The following is a 23,668-nucleotide window of genomic DNA, read 5'->3' as shown; positions in this document are numbered from 1 at the left end:
TCTATTAAAATTAAATCTCAAAACGTTGGCAAATATTAGAAGCTTATTATTAGTTGTTTTTTTATGTTATGTACCTAGCGAACTTTTCTCTATGCATTCAAATAATTTATTACAAGAGCATAAAAACCCCATCGCTAAAGAAGATACTCCAGATTCTGTTGGAAATTCTGCTAAGGCCCAATTATTTTGTTTCGGGAGTAAGAGAAAATCTCAGAAAGGAACGCTTATTGATTCCCAATTGATCTACGATTCAAAAAGAGGTTATGGTTTTGATTTTAATACTGCTCAAAATATAAAAATCAATACTACTGCTTTTACTGCAGAAAAACCAACTTACTTTTCAGTAGCAGTTCCCGAAGGAAATTATAGGATTGAAGTAACTATGGGTAGCAAAGAAAAAGCATCGAATATTACCATAAAAGCAGAATCCAGAAGGCTGATGCTGAACCAATTTTATATGAAAAAAGGAAGACAAGTAACCAAGACTTTCAATGTAAATATTAGAAATGCCAAAATTGATGCTACGACCAATATTAGTCTTAAAGACAGAGAAAAAGACACATTCAATTGGGACGACAAACTAACTCTTGAATTTTTAGGAGGAGTAGTTATCCAAAGTATTAAAATCATTCCTGACGAAAACCGCTCCGTAGTTTATTTAGCAGGCGATTCGACTGTTACCGACCAAGATGTAGAACCTTGGGCATCATGGGGACAATTTATAACCAACTATTTTGATGATAAGGTAGTTGTTGCTAATTATGCTGTTTCAGGTTCGGCTTTGAGTTCTTTTAAAGGAAGCAATCGTTTGAAAAAAATAAACGCATTGCTAAAACCAGGCGATTATTTGTTTATTGAATTTGGACATAATGACGAAAAATTAAAAGGCCCTGAAAACACGGCTTGGGAATCCTACTCCAAATATTTATCGGAATACGTTGAAACGGCACGAAAAAAAGGAGCGATTCCAGTTTTAGTTACCCCAACGCAACGCCGAGCTTTTAATAGCAACGGAACTTTGAAACCAACACATGGCGATTTCCCGGATGCAATGCGAGCCGTAGCCCAAAAAATGAATGTTCCGCTTATTGACATTACTGAATTGACTACCCGATTATACGAAAAATGGGGAGATGATACTTCCAGAAAAGCTTTCGTGCAATATCCTGCCAATACTTTTCCAGGACAAGACAAAGCATTGGAGGACAATACCCATTTCAATAGTTTTGGTGCCAATGAAATTGCACTTTGTGTTCTTAAAGGCATCGGTGAATTGGAACTTCCTTTGAGAAAACACATCCGCAAAGAAACTCCTGCTTATAGCCCAACACAACCCAACTATATTTCAACCTGGACATTGCCCATGAGTGCCCGCTTTGAAATTGCTAAACCAGACGGTAATTAAATCTCTTTTGAAAAACCTAATTATGTTACTTAAAAAAAACTTGCAATTTATTGCTATTGCTGCGCTTACAACTTTTTATGCACTGAATAGTTTTGCCCAACAAACCGATAAAATATTTCTTTCCGGAAAAGATTTTGAACATCCTGTACAATGGGATTTTTATTGTACCGCTGGAAATAACAGCAAGACTTGGTCTAAAATTAATGTTCCTTCTCAATGGGAATTAGAAGGATTTGGCGAATATACGTATGGGAGATGGTACAAAGAATTAAATCAAAAAGAACCTAGTAAAGAAGAAGGTCTTTATAAATATGAATTTGAAGTTGCTGCAAATTACAAAGGCAAAAATATTCTTATTGCTTTTGGCGGAGCCATGACGGATACGGAGGTAAAAGTAAACGGAAAATTAGCCGGAGAAATTCATCAAGGGGGGTTTTATGAATTCAAGTATGATATTACGTCTTTATTAAAGTTTGGTGCAAAAAATATTCTGGAAGTTCACGTATGGAAACATTCGAGTAACAACTCCGTAAATGCAGCCGAACGCAAAACCGATTGGTGGTTGTTTGGCGGCATTTATCGTCCGGTTTGGTTAGAAATCTCTCCAAAAACACAAATTCAGCATATTGCCGTAAATCCAAAAATGGATGGTTCAATCACTGTCGACATGAATCTTAAAAATATTGGTAAAAATGCCACTGTCGAAGCGACTTTAAAAGGTTTGGATGGCACGAAATTCGAAACTTTTTCCTTTCCAATAAAAGCCAAAAGCATCAAAGAAACCATTGCAGCCCAATGGAAAAACGTAAAACCTTGGAATACGGAAGCCCCAAACTTGTACGACTTGGAACTGGTCTTGAAACAAAACGGAACCGCCATTCATAAAGTGGAAAAAAGAATTGGTTTCCGAACTTTGGAGTTCAAAAAGAAAGACGGAATTTACGTAAACGGCACCAAAATTATAATGAAAGGAATCAACCGCCATTCCTTTTGGCCGGAAGGCGGACGTAGTACCAGCAAGCGCATCAGCGTTTTGGACGGGAATTTATTGAAAGACATGAACATGAATGCCGTGCGTGGTCACTATCCGCCAGACGAACATTTCTTAGAAGTTTGCGATTCGTTAGGGATTTTTGTCCTGAACGAATTGGCAGGTTGGCAAAATTCGTATGACACCAAATTAGGCACTAAATTAGTAACCGAAACCGTAGTTCGCGATGTCAACCACCCATCGGTAATTATTTGGGATAATGGTAACGAAGGCGGTTGGAATTATAATGTGGACAAAGTTTTTCAAGACAACGATCCCCAAAAAAGAATTGTGATTCACCCATGGGCTGATTTTAACGGTTGGGATACACACCACTACCCTACTTATTTAACAGGTATGCACCGTTTTAATAGTGGTGAAAATGTGTTTTTCCCAACGGAATTCATGCACGGTACCTACGACAACGGACACGGAGCAGCACTGGAAGATTTCTGGACGCGTTACAAACACAGCCCTTTGTTTGCCGGAGGATTTATGTGGGCAATGCTCGACGAAGCTGTTTTTCGTTCGGATTGGAAAGGAGAAGCGAAATTTGACTCCAAAGGTTCTTTGGCGGCAGACGGAATTTTAGGACCTCATCGCGAAAAAGAAGGAAGCTATTACACCGTAAAAGAAGTTTGGGCACCTATTCAATTTGCGCCAAAACAAATTACCGAAAGTTTTGATGGCGCATTTTTGGTTACCAATGACTATCTTTTCAGTAATCTCACTTCCTGCAAAATGGAATACAAAGTACTCAAATCGGATACCAATATTCTTTATACCGATGCGGTTCCAACAACAATTAGTTCCGGTAAAATGGAAATTCCAAGCATTGAACCTGGAGAAACTCGCAAGATAAAATTTGCCATTCCTGACAACTTTTTCGAAGGGGATGTTTTGTCCATAACGGCGAATGACATCCACGGAAAAGAAATTTATACCTGGACCTGGCCTATTCATAAAGCTAAATTTTATGCAGCCAAGTTTTTAGTAGCTAAAGAAACTAAAACAAAAGCTGCAGCAACCCAAAGTGGAAATGAAGTTACTTTAAAAGGTAGCGATGTCAGTGTTACTTTAGATAAAACTACAGGAGAAATCCTGAGCGTGAAAAACGGTACTTCAGTAATTCCATTGACTAATGGTCCTCGTCCCATCGGAATGAAAGCGAAACTAAAAGACATGCAGGTTTCGCAAGAAGGGGACAAAGCGGTTTGTAAAGTATCCTATGTTGGTGGTTTGTCGTCTATAAAATGGATTATGGAAGCCGATGGAAGATTCAAAATGGAATTGGTTGCGTTGAAAAATTCAGAAAACAATGGTGGATTTGATGGTGCCGCTTTTGAAGATAAAATTAGTGCTTTCGGAATCACCTTCAGTTTCCCTGAAAAAGGGGTAACCGGTATCAAATGGTTCGGAAGAGGGCCTTACCATGTTTGGAAAAACAGAATCAAAGGAACCACGTATGGGTTTTGGGAGAAAGATTATAATACGACCATTACAGGTGAAAGCTTTGAAAATTTGATTTATCCAGAATTCAAAGGATACCACGCTAATTTATTGGGGGCAAACCTAAAAGCTGGAGCGTCATCATTTAAAGTGTTTAGCGAATCTGAAAATGTATTTTTACGCTTGTTTACTCCAGATTTACCAAAGAATGGTTTTCCGGGTAGCAACCCTCAGCCAGCTTTTCCAGAAGGCGATATCTCCTTTATGTATGAAATTCCAGCAATGAGAGATTTCAAATCTTTGGAGCACCAAGGGCCGGAAAGTCAACCAACCAATATCCGTATCAAAAGCGGCGATGACGGGATTTCAATGAATCTTTGGTTCGATTTTAGACATTAACTGAAAAATAAAATTTATACCTTAAAAACATGAAATTGATTAAAATACTTTCTGTGCTCTGTTTAGCATTTTTGTTATTTAATTTTACGGAAAAGCAAAAAAACAAACCTACTGTTTACACGGTGGGCGATTCAACTGTAAAAAATGGTAGAGGCGATGGCTCTGGTGGACTTTGGGGTTGGGGAGATTACATAGGCCAATTTTTGGACACTTCAAAAGTTAAGCTGGAAAACCATGCTTTAGGAGGAACCAGCAGCCGAACTTTTCAGGACAAAGGCTTATGGAAAGCAGTATGTAAAAAACTTAAAAAAGGCGATTATGTACTAATTCAATTTGGACACAATGATGACGGACCTTTAAATGATGATTCCAGAGCCAGAGGCACGATCAAAGGGATTGGTGAAGAAACAGAGGAAATAGACAACATGCTGACCAAGAAACACGAAATAGTGCACAGCTACGGTTGGTATATCCGAAAGATAGTTAAAGATGCTAAGTCTAAAGGTGCTATTCCTATCATTTGTTCTTCGATTCCAAGAAACGATTGGAAGGAAGGAAAAGTGCCTCGAAATAATAAATCCTATGGATTATGGGCCAAACAAATTGCAGAGCAGGAAAAAGTTACTTTTATCGAATTAAACGATATGATGTCCATCGAAATGGAAAAATTAGGTGAAGCAAAAGTAACCGGAAACTATTTCTATAAGCGAGATCATACCCATACCTCGGCAAAAGGAGCGGTACTTTCTGCTTCAGTAATTATCAATGAATTGAAAAAAAGTGACAATTCATTAAAAAAATATATTTTAGAAAATCCGAAAATTATACTTCCTGTAAAGAAAAAAGTCTATCTAATTGGCGATTCGACAATGGCGGATAATGGTAACAATCCTAATGCTGTGGGTTGGGGAGTTGCTTTTCCTGCTTATTGCGACACCACAAGAATCGAAGTTATCAATAAAGCTCGTGGTGGAAGAAGTACTCGCACCTTTACCAAAGAAGGATTATGGGATGCTGTAAAAAATCAATTAAAGCCAGGAGATTTTGTAATGATACAATTTGGTCATAACGATGCCGGGCCAGTTGACAAAGAAAAATTCAGGGGTTCACTTAAAGGAAACGGCAATGAAACCCAAGAAGTGGTTCGGGACAGTTTAACCGAAACGGTGCATACTTTTGGAAAGTATATAGAAACATTTATTAAAGAAGCCAAAGCAAAAGGAGCTATTCCAATTGTTTTGAGCCAAACTCCAAGAAACGAATGGCCGAATGAGAAAGTAGAACGCAGAGCTGATACTTATGGCGGATGGTCGAAAATAGCGGCAACAAATGCGGGGGCCTTTTATATCGATTTAAACGAAATAGTAGCCTTGAAATACGAAGCTTTGGGCAAAGAAAAAGTGAAAGCATTTTTCCCAAAGGACCGCACCCATACTGGTTTTGAAGGTGCAAATCTTAACGCACTTACCGCAGCCGAAAGCATCAAAAAAATAAAAGAATGTGCACTAAAAGAGTATATTGAGATTCCGGCGAAATAATCTCGTCAACACTATTTTAAAAATCCCTTGGATATTTATGAAATCGTCACGAACAACAAGTTTGCGCAAGCAAACATCAATAAATAAAAAGGCGACACAATATATGACAACTGACTAATAATTTTCACATTGTTTTGTTTTAAAACGCCATTTTTTGCGTATTTTTTTTCAAGATGGTTCATTCCTGTAAATAAAAATACCCTCCCAAAATCTGATTTTGGGAGGGTATTTTTTTATCCTTAAAAGCATTTATTTTTCTTCTTTATAGGCTGGTATTTCATAAGAGCTTCCTTGGTCAAAAGGATAAACAGCCAATTGATCTAAAACAATTCCGGTTTGATTGACTGATATCGTAATCGTATGTTTTCCCTTGTTTGTGATAGCAACAGGGAGTTTAACCACAGCACTATTTCGCAATGTGTTGTCTTTCCAAGTCTTGTCCCTATCTTTTGTGTTAATTAAAAAAGATTGTATATTGTTACCATCGATTTGTATCCCAATTTCATGGTCAAAATTATTGGCATGTGTGGGAAGTAAACGTACCTCTACTTCATAATCACCGGTAGCAGTCACTTCAAATTCATACGAAATCGAGGGCTTATCGTTTTTAAAATAAGTTTGGTTGAATGGAAACAAAGTAACCGCATTATTGCTGTATCCGAAACCATTAATACTTTTCCACTGGTAATTTTTAGCGGCTTTATTGGTAACAAACTCGTTCGCCTGAATATAAATTCGATTGGAATTCGGTTTGAGTGGCGCTTCTTTAGTAAGTGTATTCTTTTTTACAGCGTCAAAAACAGGTAAATTTCTTGGACGCATGGACATCATCTGATTCCATTTTCCGTTACTCAATTCCGTATTATAGAATGCCGTAAGTTGTACTATTTTTTCGTAGGCCTCAGTGGATAAATGATCATACTCACCCTTCTTTTTCACATCGGTTGTAGCAGCCGCCAAATTCCAATATAAAAACTTATGATTCATATAAGCTGCTCCTTTTATGGGATAAGTAACCAATTGAAACCAGGCATCTTTTCTTTCTTCAGGAACAAAAGCAGACAAGCTATCCACTTTACGTATTAAATTTTCGTAGGATTGAATTCTTCGAAGCGATTCTTCGGTTGAAAAATCAGAAAATTTAACAGGGGTTGTTGGTTCTGTTTGGCTCCAACCCATATATTCCGGTTTTCTAAGCAGAGCCAATCGGTAATATTCTTTAAAAATAAAACTCAATTCTTTTTCTATCGTTGGAGTGAATTCCCGTGAAATCCAGTTTTTTAAATAGTGATTAATCCCATCTGATTTGATGCTGTTGATATCCCAAGCCATATCCAGAAAAAATTCCATATCATACTCGGCTGGTTTGATATCGCCCACATTGACGATCCACATTTTTTTGGCGCCATTTTCATAGGCTTTTTTCATTTCATACCATATTAAACCAGGTTGCGTGGTACTTAGCCAAAGGTAATCGTGAGGCCTTCCCCAATAGCTTACATGGTAATAAACGCCACCGCCTCCGGGTCTTTTTTGCTCTTCCGTATTGCTTAAGCGTCTAATGTACCCATAATTATCATCAGGCCAGACTAAAGTGATGTCTTCAGGAATTTTAAGTCCGTTGTCATACATTTCCAATACTTCTTTGTAGGGTACAAATGCTTGAGGAATGTCCTTTAAAGGTTTTTTAAAAGTATTGGATAGCATGTTGCGCTGCACACCAATTATCTTTTCCACCATCGTGACAGACTCCTGTAAATCTTTTGCCCCTTCCATTTTACTGTCGTGTACGCCTCTCATTCCTAAAGTCATGATCGTTTCGTTTTGAGCAGATTTTAATTCATCTAATCGATCTTGCCAATATTTGTCCACTTGGGTTTTATTGGTAAAATAATTATAATCCCCATGAATTTTGGGCTTCCATTCATCAACATTATTTCTCAACATGGGTTCAGCATGGGAAGAACCTATAATGATATGATACTTTTGTGCCATTTCTTTATTTCCGGCAATCGTAAAAAAACCTTTTGTAGATGGATGCATGGCTGGCCAAATGGTATTGGATTTCAACCGCAATAGCAATTGAAATATTTTTTCATACGTTTTAGGCCCAATATCTTTTGTTTCAGTTTCAAAAGTTTTGGCTGCCCAAGGCTGTAATCCCCAATCTTCATCATTTAAGAAAATACCCCGATATTGTACGGATGGTGATGAAATAATGCCATTTATAGGCAGTTTTAGTGACACTGTTTCTTTTTTTATGGGATGAACATCTGCCCACCATTTCCATGGAGAAATACCCAGACGTTCCGCCATTTCAAAAATTGCAAATACTGTTCCTCTGACATCACTTCCTACTACCAGAAGATTATCTTTTTCTTTTTTGATACAAAATTTCTCCCATTGACCAGATAGTTCTTTTTGTATTGCTTTTGATTGAAATAAAAGACTCCTTGATTGACCAATGTATATTCCTTTTTTAGAAAAAGCCGTGGTTTGAACAATAGTAGGTCGTGTGCCTGTTATCCCTTTAACGTCATCAGCCAATTCGTTAATAGCCCAAACAATTAAAGAATCAGTATCCTTAGCAATATAAATAGTCGCAACTTGATTCGAATTAGCAATTGGATAATCCGTCATACCTATATTCTGACTATACGATTTTACATCAAAAAAACACAATAGTATTAGGGAAAAAATAAGGACGTTTTTTTTCATTTCAATCAGTTAGAGTTGTATAATCTATTTTAAGATTTATTTGATTAATTCCTTATTTACGCAAACATTTTTAAAAGTTACTCCTTTTATTAGGCTTTTGTCAATGGCTGCATTAGTGGCTTCAATATTCAAATTTTCAAAGGTAAAATTGGATAAACGAACGTTAGGATCATTCTCTACTCCATAAAAAGTATCGCATTTAAGATCAATATTCTTTAGCGTAATATTATCTCCGTATGATAAGGGAACATCTGGACGTCCTTTTAAATCAAAAAATTGTTTCCAAGCAAAAACAGCAAGACACGTTTTAGCCTCTCCTTTTATATTTTCAACCCTAATAAACTCATATCTTTGAGGCGTATCAGGTCTCATTTTAAGCCATAATAATCTTGAAGCTCCATCAATTTGGCAATTACGCATGATCACATTTCTGTTATGAATTGACTCGCTTCCGTTTGTTAACGCCGAATGACAAAATCCAAAATGACAATCTTCAATAATAATATTAGCATTTGGACCATTATTTTCATCCTGATCTGCATAAGGTCCTTTTCCTCCTTTTAAGGCTATAGCATCATCATTTACAGACATATAACAGCCTTTTATAAGAACATTCGAACAAATATCTAGATCAATGGCGTCTGTACTTGGGGCTTTAGCTTCTATGTGTGGAGAAAAAATATAAACATCTATTATTTTCACATTATTACATTTATAAAAATGATTGGTCCAAAACCCTGAATTAATCAATTTTACATCTTGAAGTTGCACATTATTAGAATTCCAAACAAATACTAACCTTGGTCTTGAAACTTCTAGGTTGGTACATTTTGGATTTACTTTACGTCTTGCCCAAAATGCTTCCCAATACTTTGAACCATTACCGTTTAGTGTTCCTTTACCTGAAATGGAGAAACCATCAACTCCATAGGCGTTTACTAAAGCAGGAAAGTAATCTAAATTCTGACCTTCCATTCGTGAAGGCATAATTGGATAATCCGAAATATTATCCGATCCTTTCAAAGTAGCTTTATCAGAAATATACAAACTCGTTTTAGGTTTAAAAAACAAAGCTCCACTCAAAAAAACTCCTTTAGGTATGATGATCACTCCTCCACCATTTGCTGAAGCCTTATCAATAATCTTCTGTATAGCAAGTGTTTGAATTTTTGTACTATCCTTACTTACACCATAATCCGTAATACAATATTTTTTACCTAAATTTTTTAATTCAATTTTAGTATAATCTTTAAACCAATTTGGGATTACTGTTCCATCAGGAAAGGTGTCATTATTGTTTTTTTGCGAAAATGTAATTTGCGAAAATCCGATAAGGCAAATTAACAATCTAAAAATATTTCTCATTATGTTCTTTTTTATTGTATTAAGTTATTATTATTTATTTTTACTCTTATTCACGTTTCAATTAGTCTTTTCGGTACATTACAACACAATATCCGTAGCAATATTATATTTAGAAAGCACTATGTAGCGCTAGCCGAGACTCCTTTTATCTAGTTTATTATTATTTTATCAACAGAAATCAAGTTTCCGGTACTGCCATAATTTGTTTTTCTTTTGTCGGACCAATTTGATCTTTCACCCGTTACATATACGGTTAATGTGTAGGTATCGTTACTTAAAATTGGAGATCTGAATACGTGTGTTGACAGGGATGACTTGCTATACATGTCAATCTTTGATTTTAATATCGTACGTCCTTTTTTGTTAGATAATTCCACTCGAGCGTAATTGTTTTCTACCAACATAACTGTATAAAGCAATTCGGCTTCCATTGAATTTGATTGAAAAAGAGGCCTCTTTGTCGTCTGATTTACATTCAGACCGTACACCTTCATCATTGAGATGGTTCCATTTTCCAATATATTGAATTTGCTTGTCCGTATTATCTAGGATTTTATCAATGGTTTCCAACGGCGTTGCAAGTCCGGTTGCAGTATTGATTTGCCATACTTCCTGATAAGTAGGCATGGATACTGACGTTTCTGATATTAAAAGAGGTTGCCAAACATAAGTTGCCGATGAGGCCTGTTTAGGAAAAGACCAGCGGTCTCCCATAAACATATAGGTAGTGCCTTTTGTTCCTTCAATAGGCAATACGAAAGTTGATTGTGAATTCCAGGTTAATGTACTTTCCGGAGCAATAAGTCCTCTTGATATCCATGGTCCTTTGATGGAATTTGAGGTGTAATAGTAATTATCATTGCGTTCCCAACTGGTGAGATTTGAACCGATTAAATAATAAATACCGTCTTTATTAAAGATAGTAGGGGATTCAAATCCAGTGGTCATATTATTATTTATTTGCTCAACAACCGATTTGTAATCGTCGCTCAATTTATAAATTTCACCACCATGAATAAGGATATACCCAGCGCCATCTTTATCTTGGAATACTCCCATATCCCATTTTTTTATAGGTTTATCATTAAAAAACAACGGGCCTTTAAATTCATAAGGACCTTTAATTGTTTTTGAAGTAGCATAGCCCACAAACTGATCCTTATAAGTAAGCGAATCAGCATGCATAAACATAATGTATTCTTTAGTTTTAGGGTTTTTCATTACTTTAACCCTTTCGCCAACGCGGTTGGGACCTAACTTACCCGAATTTTGCACAGGAAGTGCTGTTTTCTCAAATTTCCAATTATAAAGATCTTTTGAGGAGTAGCAATTAAATCCAGCAAAAGCATTGCTAGTATCACTATGGGCTTCACCAAAAAGATAGAATTTACCCTTGTCCTTGATAATATTGGCACCGTGGGCACTCACAATATTTCCGTTCTGGTCAAACCAAGGTATTCCAGAATAGATGGCATCCGTTTTTCCGGGTAGTTGGGCCAATAAAACAGAAGTGTTAATTAAAAAGATAATACATACTATTTTTTTACTTAAGTGACTGAAAACGGCATAACTATTTCTGAACATATTGAGAATTTATATTTAATAATCAAATATATTCTATTCTGATTTTTACTGCATCCTGTACTATCGGTATAATTACCTGTAAAAATAATAGGAGTATTAGAGGGTATGAAACATATTACTTTTTCCGGTTTTACTCATTCGTCGTCGTCGTTTTCAAACGGTAACCATGAAGATTAGGACTTAAAAATCAGTTATTACAGTAACAGACACTTCCCTTTAAAACATAAAAAAGGCAGCATTTTCAATTGAAGTGCTGCCTTTTTTATTGATAGTATTCATAATGTAAACACTACTTTTGAGTCATTTTTAGGTGTGGCATTAGTTTCTTTTTTCAGGAACGATCTCTATGGCTATTGAACCTTTTTCAAGTCCTTCTGCACTAGCTTTTATCTCAATTGTACCAGCATCTTGAGTTGCTTTAATGATGGCGATTGCTTTCCCGCTGTATGCACTTCTTTCAGAAGCTTGGTAGGCTTCATGACTAATGATATTGCCATTGTCAACTCCTATAATTTTACCAGAATTTGTGATGGTAAATTTGATCAGGTTATCTGCATTCGGACATCTTATTCCCTTATCATCCACAATAGTTGCCGTGATAAAAGAGACATCATCCCAATTGTTTGCGAGCGTTGGATTGCTTTTAGTAAGTATAATTTTAGATGGTTTTCCGGCAGAGGTAAATGCTTCTTGAGTTACAATTTTACCATTGTTTTTTCCAATTGCCTTTATGGTTCCTTCTTCAAAAGTGACATTCCATTCTCTTGGTGAATCATCAGCTGGTTTCTTTACTGATCCTAATGATTTTTCGTTAAGAAAAAGTTCTACTTCATCACAATTGCTATAAACCTGAACTTTTGCATTATCATAGGTGTCAAAATCGTTTGGTGTCCAATCGGCAGTCCAATTTCCTGCTCCGGCATTTTCAGATTTTCTTACAATGTGTACCACAGGCTCAGGAGACCACCAGCTGTCTCTCTGCAAGGATTGTTGTTTCCAATTTCCGGCTCTGTCAAATAGGCCTTGGTTGTTTGTTGTTGACGGCCAATCGGCTTCTCCTAAATAATCATAACCCGTCCATAGAAATTGACCTGCCATATACGGTTTATCACGTAACGCAAGCCATTGATTAAGGACATGTGTGTTTTCGGTACCTAATACTTTCCAGTTTGGGTGTGCCTCATGCGCAGCGATTAATTCATTTTCACGATAATTTTGCCCTACAACATCCATCTGTTCTGCAAAACCGCTAAGATACACTTTAGAATTTGCAGGTCTGAACAGCGCCATGGTTACAGGTCTGGTATCATCATATTTCTTTACCACGTCTTCCTGCATTTTATACTTTTTGTACCCTTCTGGATAACTTAAATCATCATGCACTTCATTTCCAATACTGTAAATAACGATGGAGGGATGATTTCTATCTCTCAAAATAATGTCTTTTGTGTCTTGTTCCCACCAATTTGTAAAATATAAATTATAACCTTTTTCGCCATTATGCTTGGCAGAATTCCATGTGTCAAAAGTTTCGTCCATCACTACAAATCCCATTTGGTCACACAAATCAAGAAACTCTGGAGCAACAGGATTGTGTGAAGTACGGATGGCATTTACTCCCACTTCTTTTAATTTTTTGAATCGTTCTTTCCATACGCCCAAAGGTACTGCTGCACCAACAGCTCCACCATCGTGATGCAAACAAACTCCTTTTAGTTTTAAATTTTTACCATTTAACCAAAACCCGGATTCGGCAATAAATTCTGATTTTTTAATTCCAAATGGAATGGTTTGATTGTCGATAAGCGTTTTTCCAGTATATAATTTAGTGGTAGCCGTGTATAAATTAGGTTCGTCAAGCCCCCATAATTTTGGATTCGCGATTTCAATGTCTTGTGAAAACAAAGCTGTTGCATTTGCTGCAATGTTTTTTAGGATTTCGGCAGTTTTCACTACTTTTCCTTTATTGTCAACAATATCAATTTGCAATTTGTAATCGCCTGTAATTCCTTTGTTTTCAATTTCAACCTTTAGATTTACTATACCTTTAGTGATTGTTGCAATTGGAGTTGTAATAAATGTTCCCCAATGTTTAAAATGAGTTGCGTTGACCGAAACTAAACGAACGTGACGATAAATACCTGCACCAGTATAATAACGGGAAGCAGGTTGAATTGAATTATCAGCCCTCACCGCGATAACGTTAGGCTTATTAAAGTTTAAATATGGAGTAAGGTCATAAGTAAAGCTAGTGTAGCCGTAAGGGCGTTTTCCTAAATGTTTACCATTTATCCATACGTCACTATTCGCCATGATTCCATCAAATTCTATGGTAGCTATTTTTTTCGCATCAGCGGTATTCATTTCAAATGTTTTGCGATACCATCCAATTCCTGTTGGCAAATAGCCACCGCCACGGCCTGATGTATTGTCTCTATCATAAGTTCCTTCAATGCTCCAATCATGAGGTACATTTAATTTTCTCCATTGCGCATCATCAAATAAAAGTTTTTCTGCACCTGGGACTTCTCCTTTTATAAAGTGCCAGTCACTATCAAAATTAGTTATTTTGCGTGCTTGCGAAAAACCGTTTGTAGCTAAAGCCAAAAAAAACAATAAGAAGGTAAATGGTGAATTTTTCATTTTAAAATAGTTCATTTTTTTATTTTTGAATTGGGTAAATTTCTCCAGAATATTCGCTTTTTAGAATTAGTACTCTTTTATTTTTCAATTTTAGCAGCTGTGTAATTGGCGTGAAAATTTTGTTACGCAGAATACGCAGATTTTGTAAAAAGAAACTATTTTCTAGAATTTGGAGGTGTATTTTTATTGAATAAGTTATTTAACTTTTCGTTTCAACCATTTTTTCGGCACATTGACAATGCAGATATTCATGGTACGATTGTCTTCTGAAAGCATAGCCGATTGTATTTCTATTTTAGTTCCATCGCTATTAAAAGTAGGGTGCAAATGATCAGCCGCAGTTTCTTTATGACCCGTGGTGAGCATCATCATTTCATTTGTTTTTCGATCTATCAAATATAAACTTCTTGAAAAATCATCTCCCACTGCCCACTTTCCATCGGCTGAACCGTGAACGTGCCATAGACCGCTACCGCTTTTGGTTTGCCCTGCAATAATCATCTGTCTTGTTCTTAGATTGACAATAGCTAGACCTGTAGGTTTCTCGCGTGTTCCCGTGGCTCCCCAATTGCTTTCTTGCCCGGGATTGACAGGATTTTTGATTTCACCGTTTACAGCAATTTCTACAGGGGCATCTTTCTCAATATCGATTTTTCGATGTCCCATAATCGCCATGGCCACCTCATCTTTTGAAATTACGGCTTCGTGCGTAACCCATTCAAAATCGGATTCAGGATACAAAGGGCGCAAGCCCGTACCGTCAGCCATAACAGTCCACGTACGTTGGGGTGACTTCCCTCCTGTTTCCCAGCAAAAAATAATTTCGCCCGGATTCCAAATATTCGATTGGATGTGTCCAATTTGAAAAGGAACTGAAATAACGTGCTTCAACTCGCCTGTTTTCAAATTCATGCTACCGATTCCTCCCGGACCTGCGCCCATATTTCTGGGTCCAAAACTTTTTTCGAGAGTAACCCCGGCAGTCAAATGTTTAGCGGCTTCTTCTTTTCCAACTCTAAAATAAACGCTGCCTTCATCGGCATCCAATGCCATATCGCCTGAAGCACCCATTTCTGGATTTGTAGTGCCACAAACTTTTTCGTAAGTAGCAACGGGCTTCATTTTTCCAGATTTACTGTCTTCAAAAATAGTAGCCAAATTCACTTCTATAATTTGCATTTTGTCCTCCTGTCCTTTACGCATAAAGTACAATTTCATAGACTTTTGCGCCATACATAGCGTCCCTGAGTAGCCTCCTTCGGTAACCTGGACCATAATACCAGATTTTTCATTAACAGCAATCGCTTCCCCTTTAACTCGGTTTGACCTAAATACCAACCATTTACCATCCGAAGTCCACTGTGGATGCGTGGGATAGGTTTTAGAATCTCCAATTGATTTCGTAGTCAAGAATATTAATTTTTGTCCTGTTACAGGATCTTTAACTATTTTTTTTTCGGATGGAAAGCGAGTACCAATTTGAGCAAAAATAGTGGCGGTAACAAACAGTAAAATGGTATTTAAAAGGATTTTAATTTTCATTTGTGTTGATTATTTTTACCTTCTATTTTTAATTGGATAGAGCTATCATTGATTTCGAATTGACTGTCTTTCAATAAAAAAATCACTTCTGCTCCAGCCAAAAGAACAGGGCCATACCCATGAGCTGCAAAAACATTTATTGGACGATAGTAATAAAATGCAGGATCAAATCCCATACCTGTTCCCACGCAAGTTCCTTCTACTTGTCCTTTGTCATTGACTTTGGAGGCTACTGCATTCCAAGCCAATAGAACCGCTGGCGCATATGTCATTTTATCAACATAACCACGATTAATGGCTCTGGCAATTGAATAGGCATAAATGGCTGTTGCCGAAGTTTCTAGATAAGTATCATTTCTATCCAATAATTGGTGCCAAAAACCGGTTCCGTCTTGGTATTTTGCCAATCCTTTGATGTGTGCTTGCAATTGCGCCAAAACTCCGGCATATCCTGGATGGTTTTTAGGCAAAACTTCCAATAATTCGACCATGGTCATCACTGCCCAACCGTTGGCTCTACCCCAGTGAAATTGGGGATGATCTTCCATGGATTGCACCCAACCGTGCATGTAAATTCCTTTTTCTTTATTAAACATTCTCCCCGAAAACTGGTTCACTTGTTTTACAGCATCATCAAAATATTTAACATCGCCTGTATATTTCCCCATTTGGGCAAGTGCGGGTACGCTCATGAACATGTCGTCTAACCAAAGCGTATTGTCTTGCGGTCTGTTTCTTGCCAAAGTTCCATCTTGAAATCTAAATTGTTTGTTGCTAATGAAGTCAATATAATTGTTAATCAGCGGATCGACATTTGCTTTTAGTCCATCTTGCTTTGCTTTTATAAAAGCCGCACAAAGTGCTCCTGCAAAATCTAATGCTTCAGGATGCAGGGTTTTGAGCATGTCTTTATCTTTGATGTTTTTCTCTTGATAATTTTCGGCGATATCAGCAATTAATTTGATTCGCTTGTTGGAATAATCGGCAAAATATTTTTCGCCAGTAGCTTTTGAAGCTAAAAGCATTCCTGCATAAGTAACTCCCCATTCGTAGCTTGTCAATCTAAAAGCCCCCGGCTCAAACATGATGTCTTCATTGCCCTTTATATAATTCGTGATTTCGGCTTTAGTCGTTGCATTGACAATTTTAGAAGCTGAATTTGCGTCCAGAAATTTATAAACTCTGTCCAATACCTTTTTGATGCTATCTTTTTGAGGAGTTCCATAAGGTGTTGGATAATCTGGTTGAAGCAAATGCAGTGGCGCGGTTGCATCGTTTTTTTGTGCATGCACTGTAGCTGTTGATACTAGCCCGCACGTAAACAAAAGCGTTGCGATTTTAGAAAAAGAATGTTTCATATTATCGGTTTTAGAAATAGAAATAAGGTTTATTTATTGATTTTAACAGTGATTTCGGTAGAAAGTTGTTTGGCTAAGTTGATTACATAATTATTGAAATAGGCCGAATCCTTGAAATTTTTATCGGCACTCAATTCCCAAGCTGCAATGGCATAATAACTGATTGGCTCATTGTTTTCTATTTTAAATTTCGCCAAATAAGAATCCGTTAATTGTCCTTTTTTTGGCGCTTCCATATAGCCCTTATATCCCTTTTTAGGAACTATTATTGCTGTTCCCATAATCCATTCACGATTATAACCCAGATTATCGTGTTGGATAAGACAAACAAAATTACCGGCTTCTATAACTTTTAATCCTTTTTGATTGTTGATGTTCGAAAGTGCAACCAAAAAGGTTTCCTTTCCTGTAATTCCCTCAATACTTACGGTGTTTTTAAACCCATACATTCCCGGCCAAATCGACGTAGTTTCATTTACCTGATACTTATTTCCCGATGCATTCCAATTGTGATAATCATAACTTAAAACAGAATTTTCTGGTCCTTCGCTCACAATTTTGAAAGTTGTCTTTTCGATATTGTTCAAAGTATCGGTTCCAAGAATTCCAAGTCGCGTAATTTCGTTATCCACAAGTAAAGCGTAAGCGCCTAATCCTGCAGAACTTCCCACGGGAAAAACATCTCTTCCCCAATCATACATCACATGATAATTATCCTCTACGGCTCCCTTACTATTAATCCCAACATTTTCGGGAGTAATAGCGGGTATTTTTTTTCCAAAAACATCTTTGGAATTTCTACCGTCAAGGTAATGTCTGAAACCTACTTTATCATTTTCCCACGAAGGACCATCGGTTTGGTATTTTTGAAAACCTAGCTTTTTATAGACTTGATTCGCATTTACAGTTTCTTCTGTTGCGGGTTGTAATGGTTCGTTTTCGGATTCTCTTTTCCCAAATCTTGCGCTAGTTCTAATCTTAAATTTAGGGGCTTGTTTTACCCAAACAAGTTGTGTCTTTTTCTTTTCATAGGCTGAAAAATTGGTCACTACAAATAATTCATCCCATTTACCGTCGCCGTCCAAATCATTAACTTGAGAAGGGATAGTATCATTTTTATAAACCAATACCGGATAATTATTTAAATTCATTTTTTCAGGCAACAGCTTTCTTGCTATAGAAATTGGTTTATCTGTTAATTCTAAACTAGAATGATTGGTTAATACTATTCCTATTTCAGCAATATTTTTATACGTTTTACAACCTACAAATAGAAGTACCATAAAGGCTGCAGGCAAACAAAAATTGAAATTATTATTCATTATTTTAAAACATTTATGATATTATTATTTATTTTACTGCTACATCCCAAACTTTGGAAAGTCTGGATTTGCCTTTAGGGCCTTCAATATTTAAAACCACGATATATTTTCCTGCTTCTTTATATTGATGTATTGGGTTTTGCTCTGAAGAAGTTATTCCATCCCCAAAATCCCATTTCCACGATTTGATTTCCCCCTCGGATTTATCTACAAAAGCAACCATTCTTCGATTCATATCCACCACATTAAAAGTCCATTTTGCAGCTATTCCTTTTTTGAATTGATCCTCAAGAGGCATTAATTTAAAAGGCAAACTATAGCTGGCATTTCCGTACATGTTATGTTCTTTTGATAAGTTCCAAAACCCGTTATTGGCCTCTTTATTCACATCATCATAATCAATGATTGCCCAACAAAGTCCTATGTTTTTATTTTCTTCCAAAATGGATTCAATAGCTCTTTCAGGATCATTTCCTGCATAATCAAAAGGAGTTATCCAAAATTCTAATGTCAATTTTCCTGATTCTCCGGGTTTAAAATTATAATGAACAGCAGCATTGGAATAAGGCAATTCTTTTATCCAAGGCTGACTTCCCCAAGCTAAAGCCCAATCTTTTCCTTCCGAAGGGGTGAAAATATGATAGTTTTGCGCCTGAACACCATGATAGGAAAAATAGGCATCCATGGTATTTGTCAATGATTTATTTGGATGAAAACGATCAATAAATGGCCCGCCAGATTGATCGCCGTCTACAGTGACTTCAAATATATCGTTGTGCAAACCAGTCAAAGAAAAATCCCAGTAATTATCGTACGCTTCGTATAAAAAATACAGCCGATTCAATCCTTTTACCCAAGCCACTTTTACACTCACGTTGAGATTTTTCGGATCCGCTTTAGTCTGTTTTCCGCTGTCGTCCCATAATTGATCCATTCCAACAGCATAACTTTCAGGAACTATTTTCCAATCGTCGGAATTTCCGTCAATCGTCGGAATTTTATTGGCTGGAAACTGAAAAATTTTAAAACTGCGGTTTTCTTGTGACCAAGCCTGAATTCCAAAAAGTACCAGTACAACCAAAGATAAAAATGATTTTTTGCATCGCTTCATCCAGAACCTATTTATCAAATTTAAAGTCATATTCTATAAAATTGATTACAGTTTGGAAATATCTATAGCCTTATATTTTGCCTGATTAGCTGATTCTCCTTTAAAATTTATCAGTTCTAATCCTGTTACATTATTTGCCTGAATTGCATTGGTAAAACAATCAGGAATAGTATTTTCCCAAGCTATACTGCAGTTTTCTAATACTACACGATCGCTATATCGAATAAAAATTCCTGGAGTATCGTGTGTTTCAATGCCTTCATACGCTTTTGTAGGGCGGTTATCAAAAACATTACCGGGATACTTTGTCCATCTTTTTAAGGTAACGTCAACATTATAAAGGCGAATATCAGAGATTCGGCTTTCCATTGTGCCGTTGACACGAATACTATTTTCGGCGATTCCTTTTACATTTTCAATTAAAACATTGTGAATTTTTCCAATTTTAGTCTCCGGATTTCGCTGGATAGCAGTTAACGAAATCGCCTCTCCACGACCCCACCACGGATTAGAATGATATCTGGAAGTAAAATTTATATCTTTAAAAACGATGTTATACACATCTCCTTCATCACGCAATTGGATTGTCAATCCACGGCAACTGGTTTTAATTTCGCAGCGTTCAAAAACAATATTGTAAATATCCTGTGTCGTTTCTGTTCCTATTTTGAGTCCGGAATCCTGGGTTTCAATCAAACAATCGTGAACCCAAATATTTGCAGACGGGCCATAATCAATTTCCTGTAGTGTCGCTTTTACAACTATCGCATCATCGCCACAACTTATTTCGCAGTTACGAATTTCAACATTTTGGCAATGATCTGGATCAATTCCATCGCAATTAGGTACGTCGAGATTATTCTTGATTTTTACGCCATCGATTAATACATTTTCACAACCCAGCATGTGCAGACTCCAGGAAGGTGCTTTTTCAATAGTGATATCCGTTATTTCTAAATGGTTACATTTAGTAAGAATAAATAACTTAGGTCTCCAGTCTTTTGGCATCCAAATTTCCTTAACAGTATCGTAATGCGACATAAACTCTAATGCCCGCCCATTAATACTTCCTGTGCCTGATATTTTTAGATTTTTAACATCATTCGCTATTAGGGATCCTTCAACCGAATAATCTTCTTTTTTAGTACTTACCAAAAGCTGGGCATTTCCTTGTAAATGAAATTCAATGTTACTTTTTAAAACTAGGGTACTAATAAGATATTGGCGACCAGTGGGCACTAAAACTTTTGTACCATTTCCTAATTTTGCGGCTACGTCAATTGCTTTTTGGATTGCTTTTGTATCTAAAGTTTTTCCATCGCCTATAGCACCATACTTTGTAACATCAATAACTTTTACTCCATCTTGTACTTTTGCAGATAGAATTCCGAAATTCATTACAATTAATAATATATATAGATAGTTAAAACTCTTGTTCATAGTATATAGTCTTTATTTTAAATTGCAAATCTTACGATCGATTTCAAATTTATTTAATAAAAATATTTATACTGTCCTGTAGCATACTGTAATAGATATAATTTGTTTAAAATTTCTTTAAACAAATTATACTTTTTTTTTAATGCACTGAAAATCAGTTTGATTTCAAAACTATTTTTCCGGTTTTCAGTCCTTTACCTGTAACTTTTAATTCAATTTCCCCCGCTTCTGAAGTAGACTGAACTAAAACAACTACTTTACCGCTAAATAGTTTCATGGTAGGCAAATGAAACTGTTCTAAAGAAGTAGCGTCGCCATTACACGCAGCACGGTACGTTCCTTTGCCAGTAACACTAAAATGTAGTTGCTGTGTCGCTGTTGGACAAGGATTACCCTTTTTATCTACTACAGAAACCGTAACAAAAGATAAGTCTTCACCAGTAGCTTCTAGGTTTGTTCGATCTGCTTCGAGTTTTATTTGGTATGGTTTTTCTGCGGTATGTATTTCTTCTTCGGCAACAGGATTTCCTTGTTTATCAAAAGCAACTACTTTTATCGTTCCGGGTTCGTATTTGACATCCATCCACATTAATCGGTATCGATTTTGTGGCGTTGCATTGTTTTTTCTTTGAATTCCCATACTTTTCCCATTTACAAAAAGTTCGGCACTCTCATAATTCGTATACACAAATACAGGCGTTATTTGTCCTTCTCTTCCCTCCCAATTCCAATGTGGTAAAATATGTACCGTTTTATCATTGGTATTCCAGCGGCTTCGGTACAAGTAAAATCTATCTTTTGGTAAACCTGCCAAATCATTAATCCCGAAATAAGAACTTCGGGAAGGCCACATTTCGTCATATGGTGTCGGCTCTCCTAAATAATCGAAACCGGTCCATACAAACTCTCCAATAACCCAAGGTTTGTCATCTTGCTGGACGAAATCATCATCTGGTAAATTAGACCAGCTACAATATTCTAAATCATAGGAAGAAGTTTGATGATCCGTATATTGTTTGGATTGCGCTTTCACTACAGGAAATTTATAGACGCCACGAGAACTTACTGTGGAGGCCGTTTCAGATCCTAAAATAAAACCCTGCGGAAATTTTTCAAAAGCTTCTTCATACAAATGAACTCTATAATTAAGCCCTGGAATATCTAACAATGCACCAAATCCTGATGCCAGTGTCGCTTTTACCTGATCCATTCCTACGGTTACCGGCCTTGAAGGGTCTTCACGATGAAATATATCCTGCAACCATTTTGCTCTTTTCACCCCTTCAGCACCCCACTGATCCGGAACTTCGTTTCCAGAACTCCACATCACTATGGAAGGGTGATTGCGGGTTGCTCGAACCAAATTTACAATGTCTTTTTCAGCATCTGTGTCAAAAAAGCGATGGTACCCATTTTCAACTTTTGGCTTGGCCCATTCGTCAAAACTTTCGGCTAGAAACATAAATCCCATTTCGTCACACAATTCAAGTTGCTCCATTGATGGCATATTATGTGAGCTTCGGATGGCATTGCATCCCATATCTTTCAGAATACGTAATTGCCTACGCAAAGCAGCTTTGCTCACCGCCGTACCTATAGGTCCTAAATCGTGATGCAAACAAACGCCTTTAAACTTGCGTACTTCGCCATTTAAACTAAAACCTTTTTTGGCTTCGTATTTAATGGTTCGAATGCCAAATCGCGTGGTTTTTTCATCTTTCAATACATTACCTGCATATATTTGGGAAGTGGCTGTATAGAGGTAAGGGGTTTCCGGACTCCATAACTGCGGATTTTTCACGGCAATATTTTGTTCAAATTCATTTCCGAAAAGAGTAGTGGTTTCATTTGTTGCTATTTCATTTCCATTGGCATCCTTTATTTTGGTGATGATACGGAGGTTTTCGCCAGAAACTTTTGTTTTAATATTGACTTTTGCCAAATTATCAGCAACGATGGGAGTCGTAATGAAAGTTCCCCATTGATCAATACTCTCTTTATTTTTAACTATAATTTTTACTTTTCTATACAAACCAGCTCCAGGATACCAGCGTGATGATGATCCCAAATTTGATAAATGAACAGCGAGACTATTTTTTCCGTTGGCGGTGACAAAATCTGTAATGTCAAAATAGAAGTAATTATAGCCATAATTCCACTCTCCTACTTTTTTACCGTTTACAAAGACTTTCGGTTCGCTCATCGCTCCTTCAAAAACGATAAGCACTTTTTTGTTTTTATCAAAATTGGGCAATATAAACTGATTTCGATACCAAGCTTCTCCAATATAAGGCAACGCTCCTGTTCTACCTGTTTTTTCAGTTGCTACTTTTTCACCATTTTGTACAATAGCAGTCGTTTGTTTATCTACTTCCTTGTCAAAAGGACCGTAAATAGCCCAATCATGTGGAACACTAACCGTTTCCCAATTAGCATCTTTAAAGTCTTTCTCAAATGCCATTTCCTTTTTTCCCTTTGAGAATTTCCATCCTTTAGTGAGTTCAGTAGTGACGGTGCCTTGTGCATGGATGACAGAAAATCCAAGTAAAATAGTTAATACGAAAAGCGTAAATTTCATAGCATTCATTGTTGTTATTTATCTAATATTGGAAGGAGTTTGTTGAACTGTTTCCTTTTATTTTGGTATATATTAAATTTCAAATATAAAGAGAAAGGTTAAATTCTTCTCAAGAATAACAATTTCTTTTAATTGTTTATAAAGAAAAACCTTTTTCCTGAGAAATTGAACCGAAAATTCTAAAGC

The 23,668-nt window shown here is 36.6% G+C and carries 13 protein-coding genes; 3 read left to right on the top strand and 10 right to left on the bottom strand.

The features are described from left to right. Positions 1-91 precede the first annotated feature (91 nt). Genes ACM55G_RS07450 through ACM55G_RS07440 form a run of 3 tightly spaced genes read left to right on the top strand, consistent with a single transcriptional unit; the run spans position 92 to position 5,821 of the window. Positions 92-1,405 carry a rhamnogalacturonan acetylesterase gene (locus tag ACM55G_RS07450; RefSeq protein WP_416843271.1) on the top strand — a complete coding sequence of 438 codons (1,314 nt, stop codon included), beginning with the start codon at positions 92-94 and terminating at the stop codon, positions 1,403-1,405. A gap of 22 nt (positions 1,406-1,427) precedes the next feature. Further along, positions 1,428-4,283: a glycoside hydrolase family 2 protein gene (locus ACM55G_RS07445; RefSeq protein ID WP_416843270.1), complete on the top strand. Its 2,856-nt coding sequence runs from the start codon at positions 1,428-1,430 to the stop codon at positions 4,281-4,283. A gap of 29 nt (positions 4,284-4,312) precedes the next feature. Beyond that, entirely contained in the window at positions 4,313-5,821 is a 1,509-nt protein-coding gene (locus ACM55G_RS07440) for a rhamnogalacturonan acetylesterase (protein ID WP_416843269.1), read from the top strand. Between the two features lie 249 nt (positions 5,822-6,070). Here ACM55G_RS07440 and ACM55G_RS07435 read toward each other — a convergent pair whose 3' ends face one another. From ACM55G_RS07435 to ACM55G_RS07390, 10 genes are all read right to left on the bottom strand, one after another. Next, positions 6,071-8,539, bottom strand: a complete 2,469-nt coding sequence (locus ACM55G_RS07435; protein ID WP_416843268.1) for a glycosyl hydrolase 115 family protein — start codon at positions 8,537-8,539, stop codon at positions 6,071-6,073. Between the two features lie 36 nt (positions 8,540-8,575). Beyond that, entirely contained in the window at positions 8,576-9,904 is a 1,329-nt protein-coding gene (locus tag ACM55G_RS07430) for a rhamnogalacturonidase (RefSeq protein ID WP_416843266.1), read from the bottom strand. 363 nt (positions 9,905-10,267) lie between these two features. Next, positions 10,268-11,488: a family 43 glycosylhydrolase gene (locus ACM55G_RS07425; RefSeq protein WP_416843265.1), complete on the bottom strand. Its 1,221-nt coding sequence runs from the start codon at positions 11,486-11,488 to the stop codon at positions 10,268-10,270. A 318-nt stretch (positions 11,489-11,806) separates the two neighbouring features. After that, positions 11,807-14,146, bottom strand: a complete 2,340-nt coding sequence (locus tag ACM55G_RS07420; RefSeq protein ID WP_416843264.1) for a glycoside hydrolase family 2 TIM barrel-domain containing protein — start codon at positions 14,144-14,146, stop codon at positions 11,807-11,809. A 180-nt stretch (positions 14,147-14,326) separates the two neighbouring features. After that, positions 14,327-15,673 (bottom strand): TolB-like translocation protein, encoded by a 1,347-nt coding sequence (locus tag ACM55G_RS07415; RefSeq protein WP_416843263.1) that lies wholly within the window; start codon positions 15,671-15,673, stop codon positions 14,327-14,329. Beyond that, on the bottom strand, positions 15,670-17,031 hold the full coding sequence (locus ACM55G_RS07410; RefSeq protein ID WP_416843262.1) for a glycoside hydrolase family 88/105 protein: 1,362 nt from the start codon (positions 17,029-17,031) through the stop codon (positions 15,670-15,672). The genes ACM55G_RS07415 and ACM55G_RS07410 overlap by 4 nt, the downstream gene beginning before the upstream one ends. A gap of 29 nt (positions 17,032-17,060) precedes the next feature. Continuing rightward, a complete protein-coding gene (locus ACM55G_RS07405; protein ID WP_416843261.1) occupies positions 17,061-18,353 on the bottom strand; it encodes a DUF4861 domain-containing protein in 1,293 nt (430 codons plus the stop codon). 28 nt (positions 18,354-18,381) lie between these two features. Further along, positions 18,382-19,464: a PKD domain-containing protein gene (locus ACM55G_RS07400; protein ID WP_416843260.1), complete on the bottom strand. Its 1,083-nt coding sequence runs from the start codon at positions 19,462-19,464 to the stop codon at positions 18,382-18,384. 45 nt (positions 19,465-19,509) lie between these two features. Next, positions 19,510-20,862, bottom strand: coding sequence for a glycoside hydrolase family 28 protein (locus ACM55G_RS07395; RefSeq protein WP_416843259.1), 1,353 nt, complete (start codon positions 20,860-20,862; stop codon positions 19,510-19,512). A 196-nt stretch (positions 20,863-21,058) separates the two neighbouring features. Beyond that, positions 21,059-23,491 (bottom strand): DUF4982 domain-containing protein, encoded by a 2,433-nt coding sequence (locus ACM55G_RS07390; protein ID WP_416843258.1) that lies wholly within the window; start codon positions 23,489-23,491, stop codon positions 21,059-21,061. Between the last annotated feature and the right edge of the window lie 177 nt (positions 23,492-23,668).

This window comes from Flavobacterium algoriphilum (assembly GCF_048158655.1).
Taxonomy (GTDB): Bacteria; Bacteroidota; Bacteroidia; order Flavobacteriales; family Flavobacteriaceae; genus Flavobacterium; species Flavobacterium algoriphilum.
The sequence above is the reverse complement of the archived record's forward strand: the minus strand, read 5'-3'. Positions and strand labels throughout refer to the sequence as shown.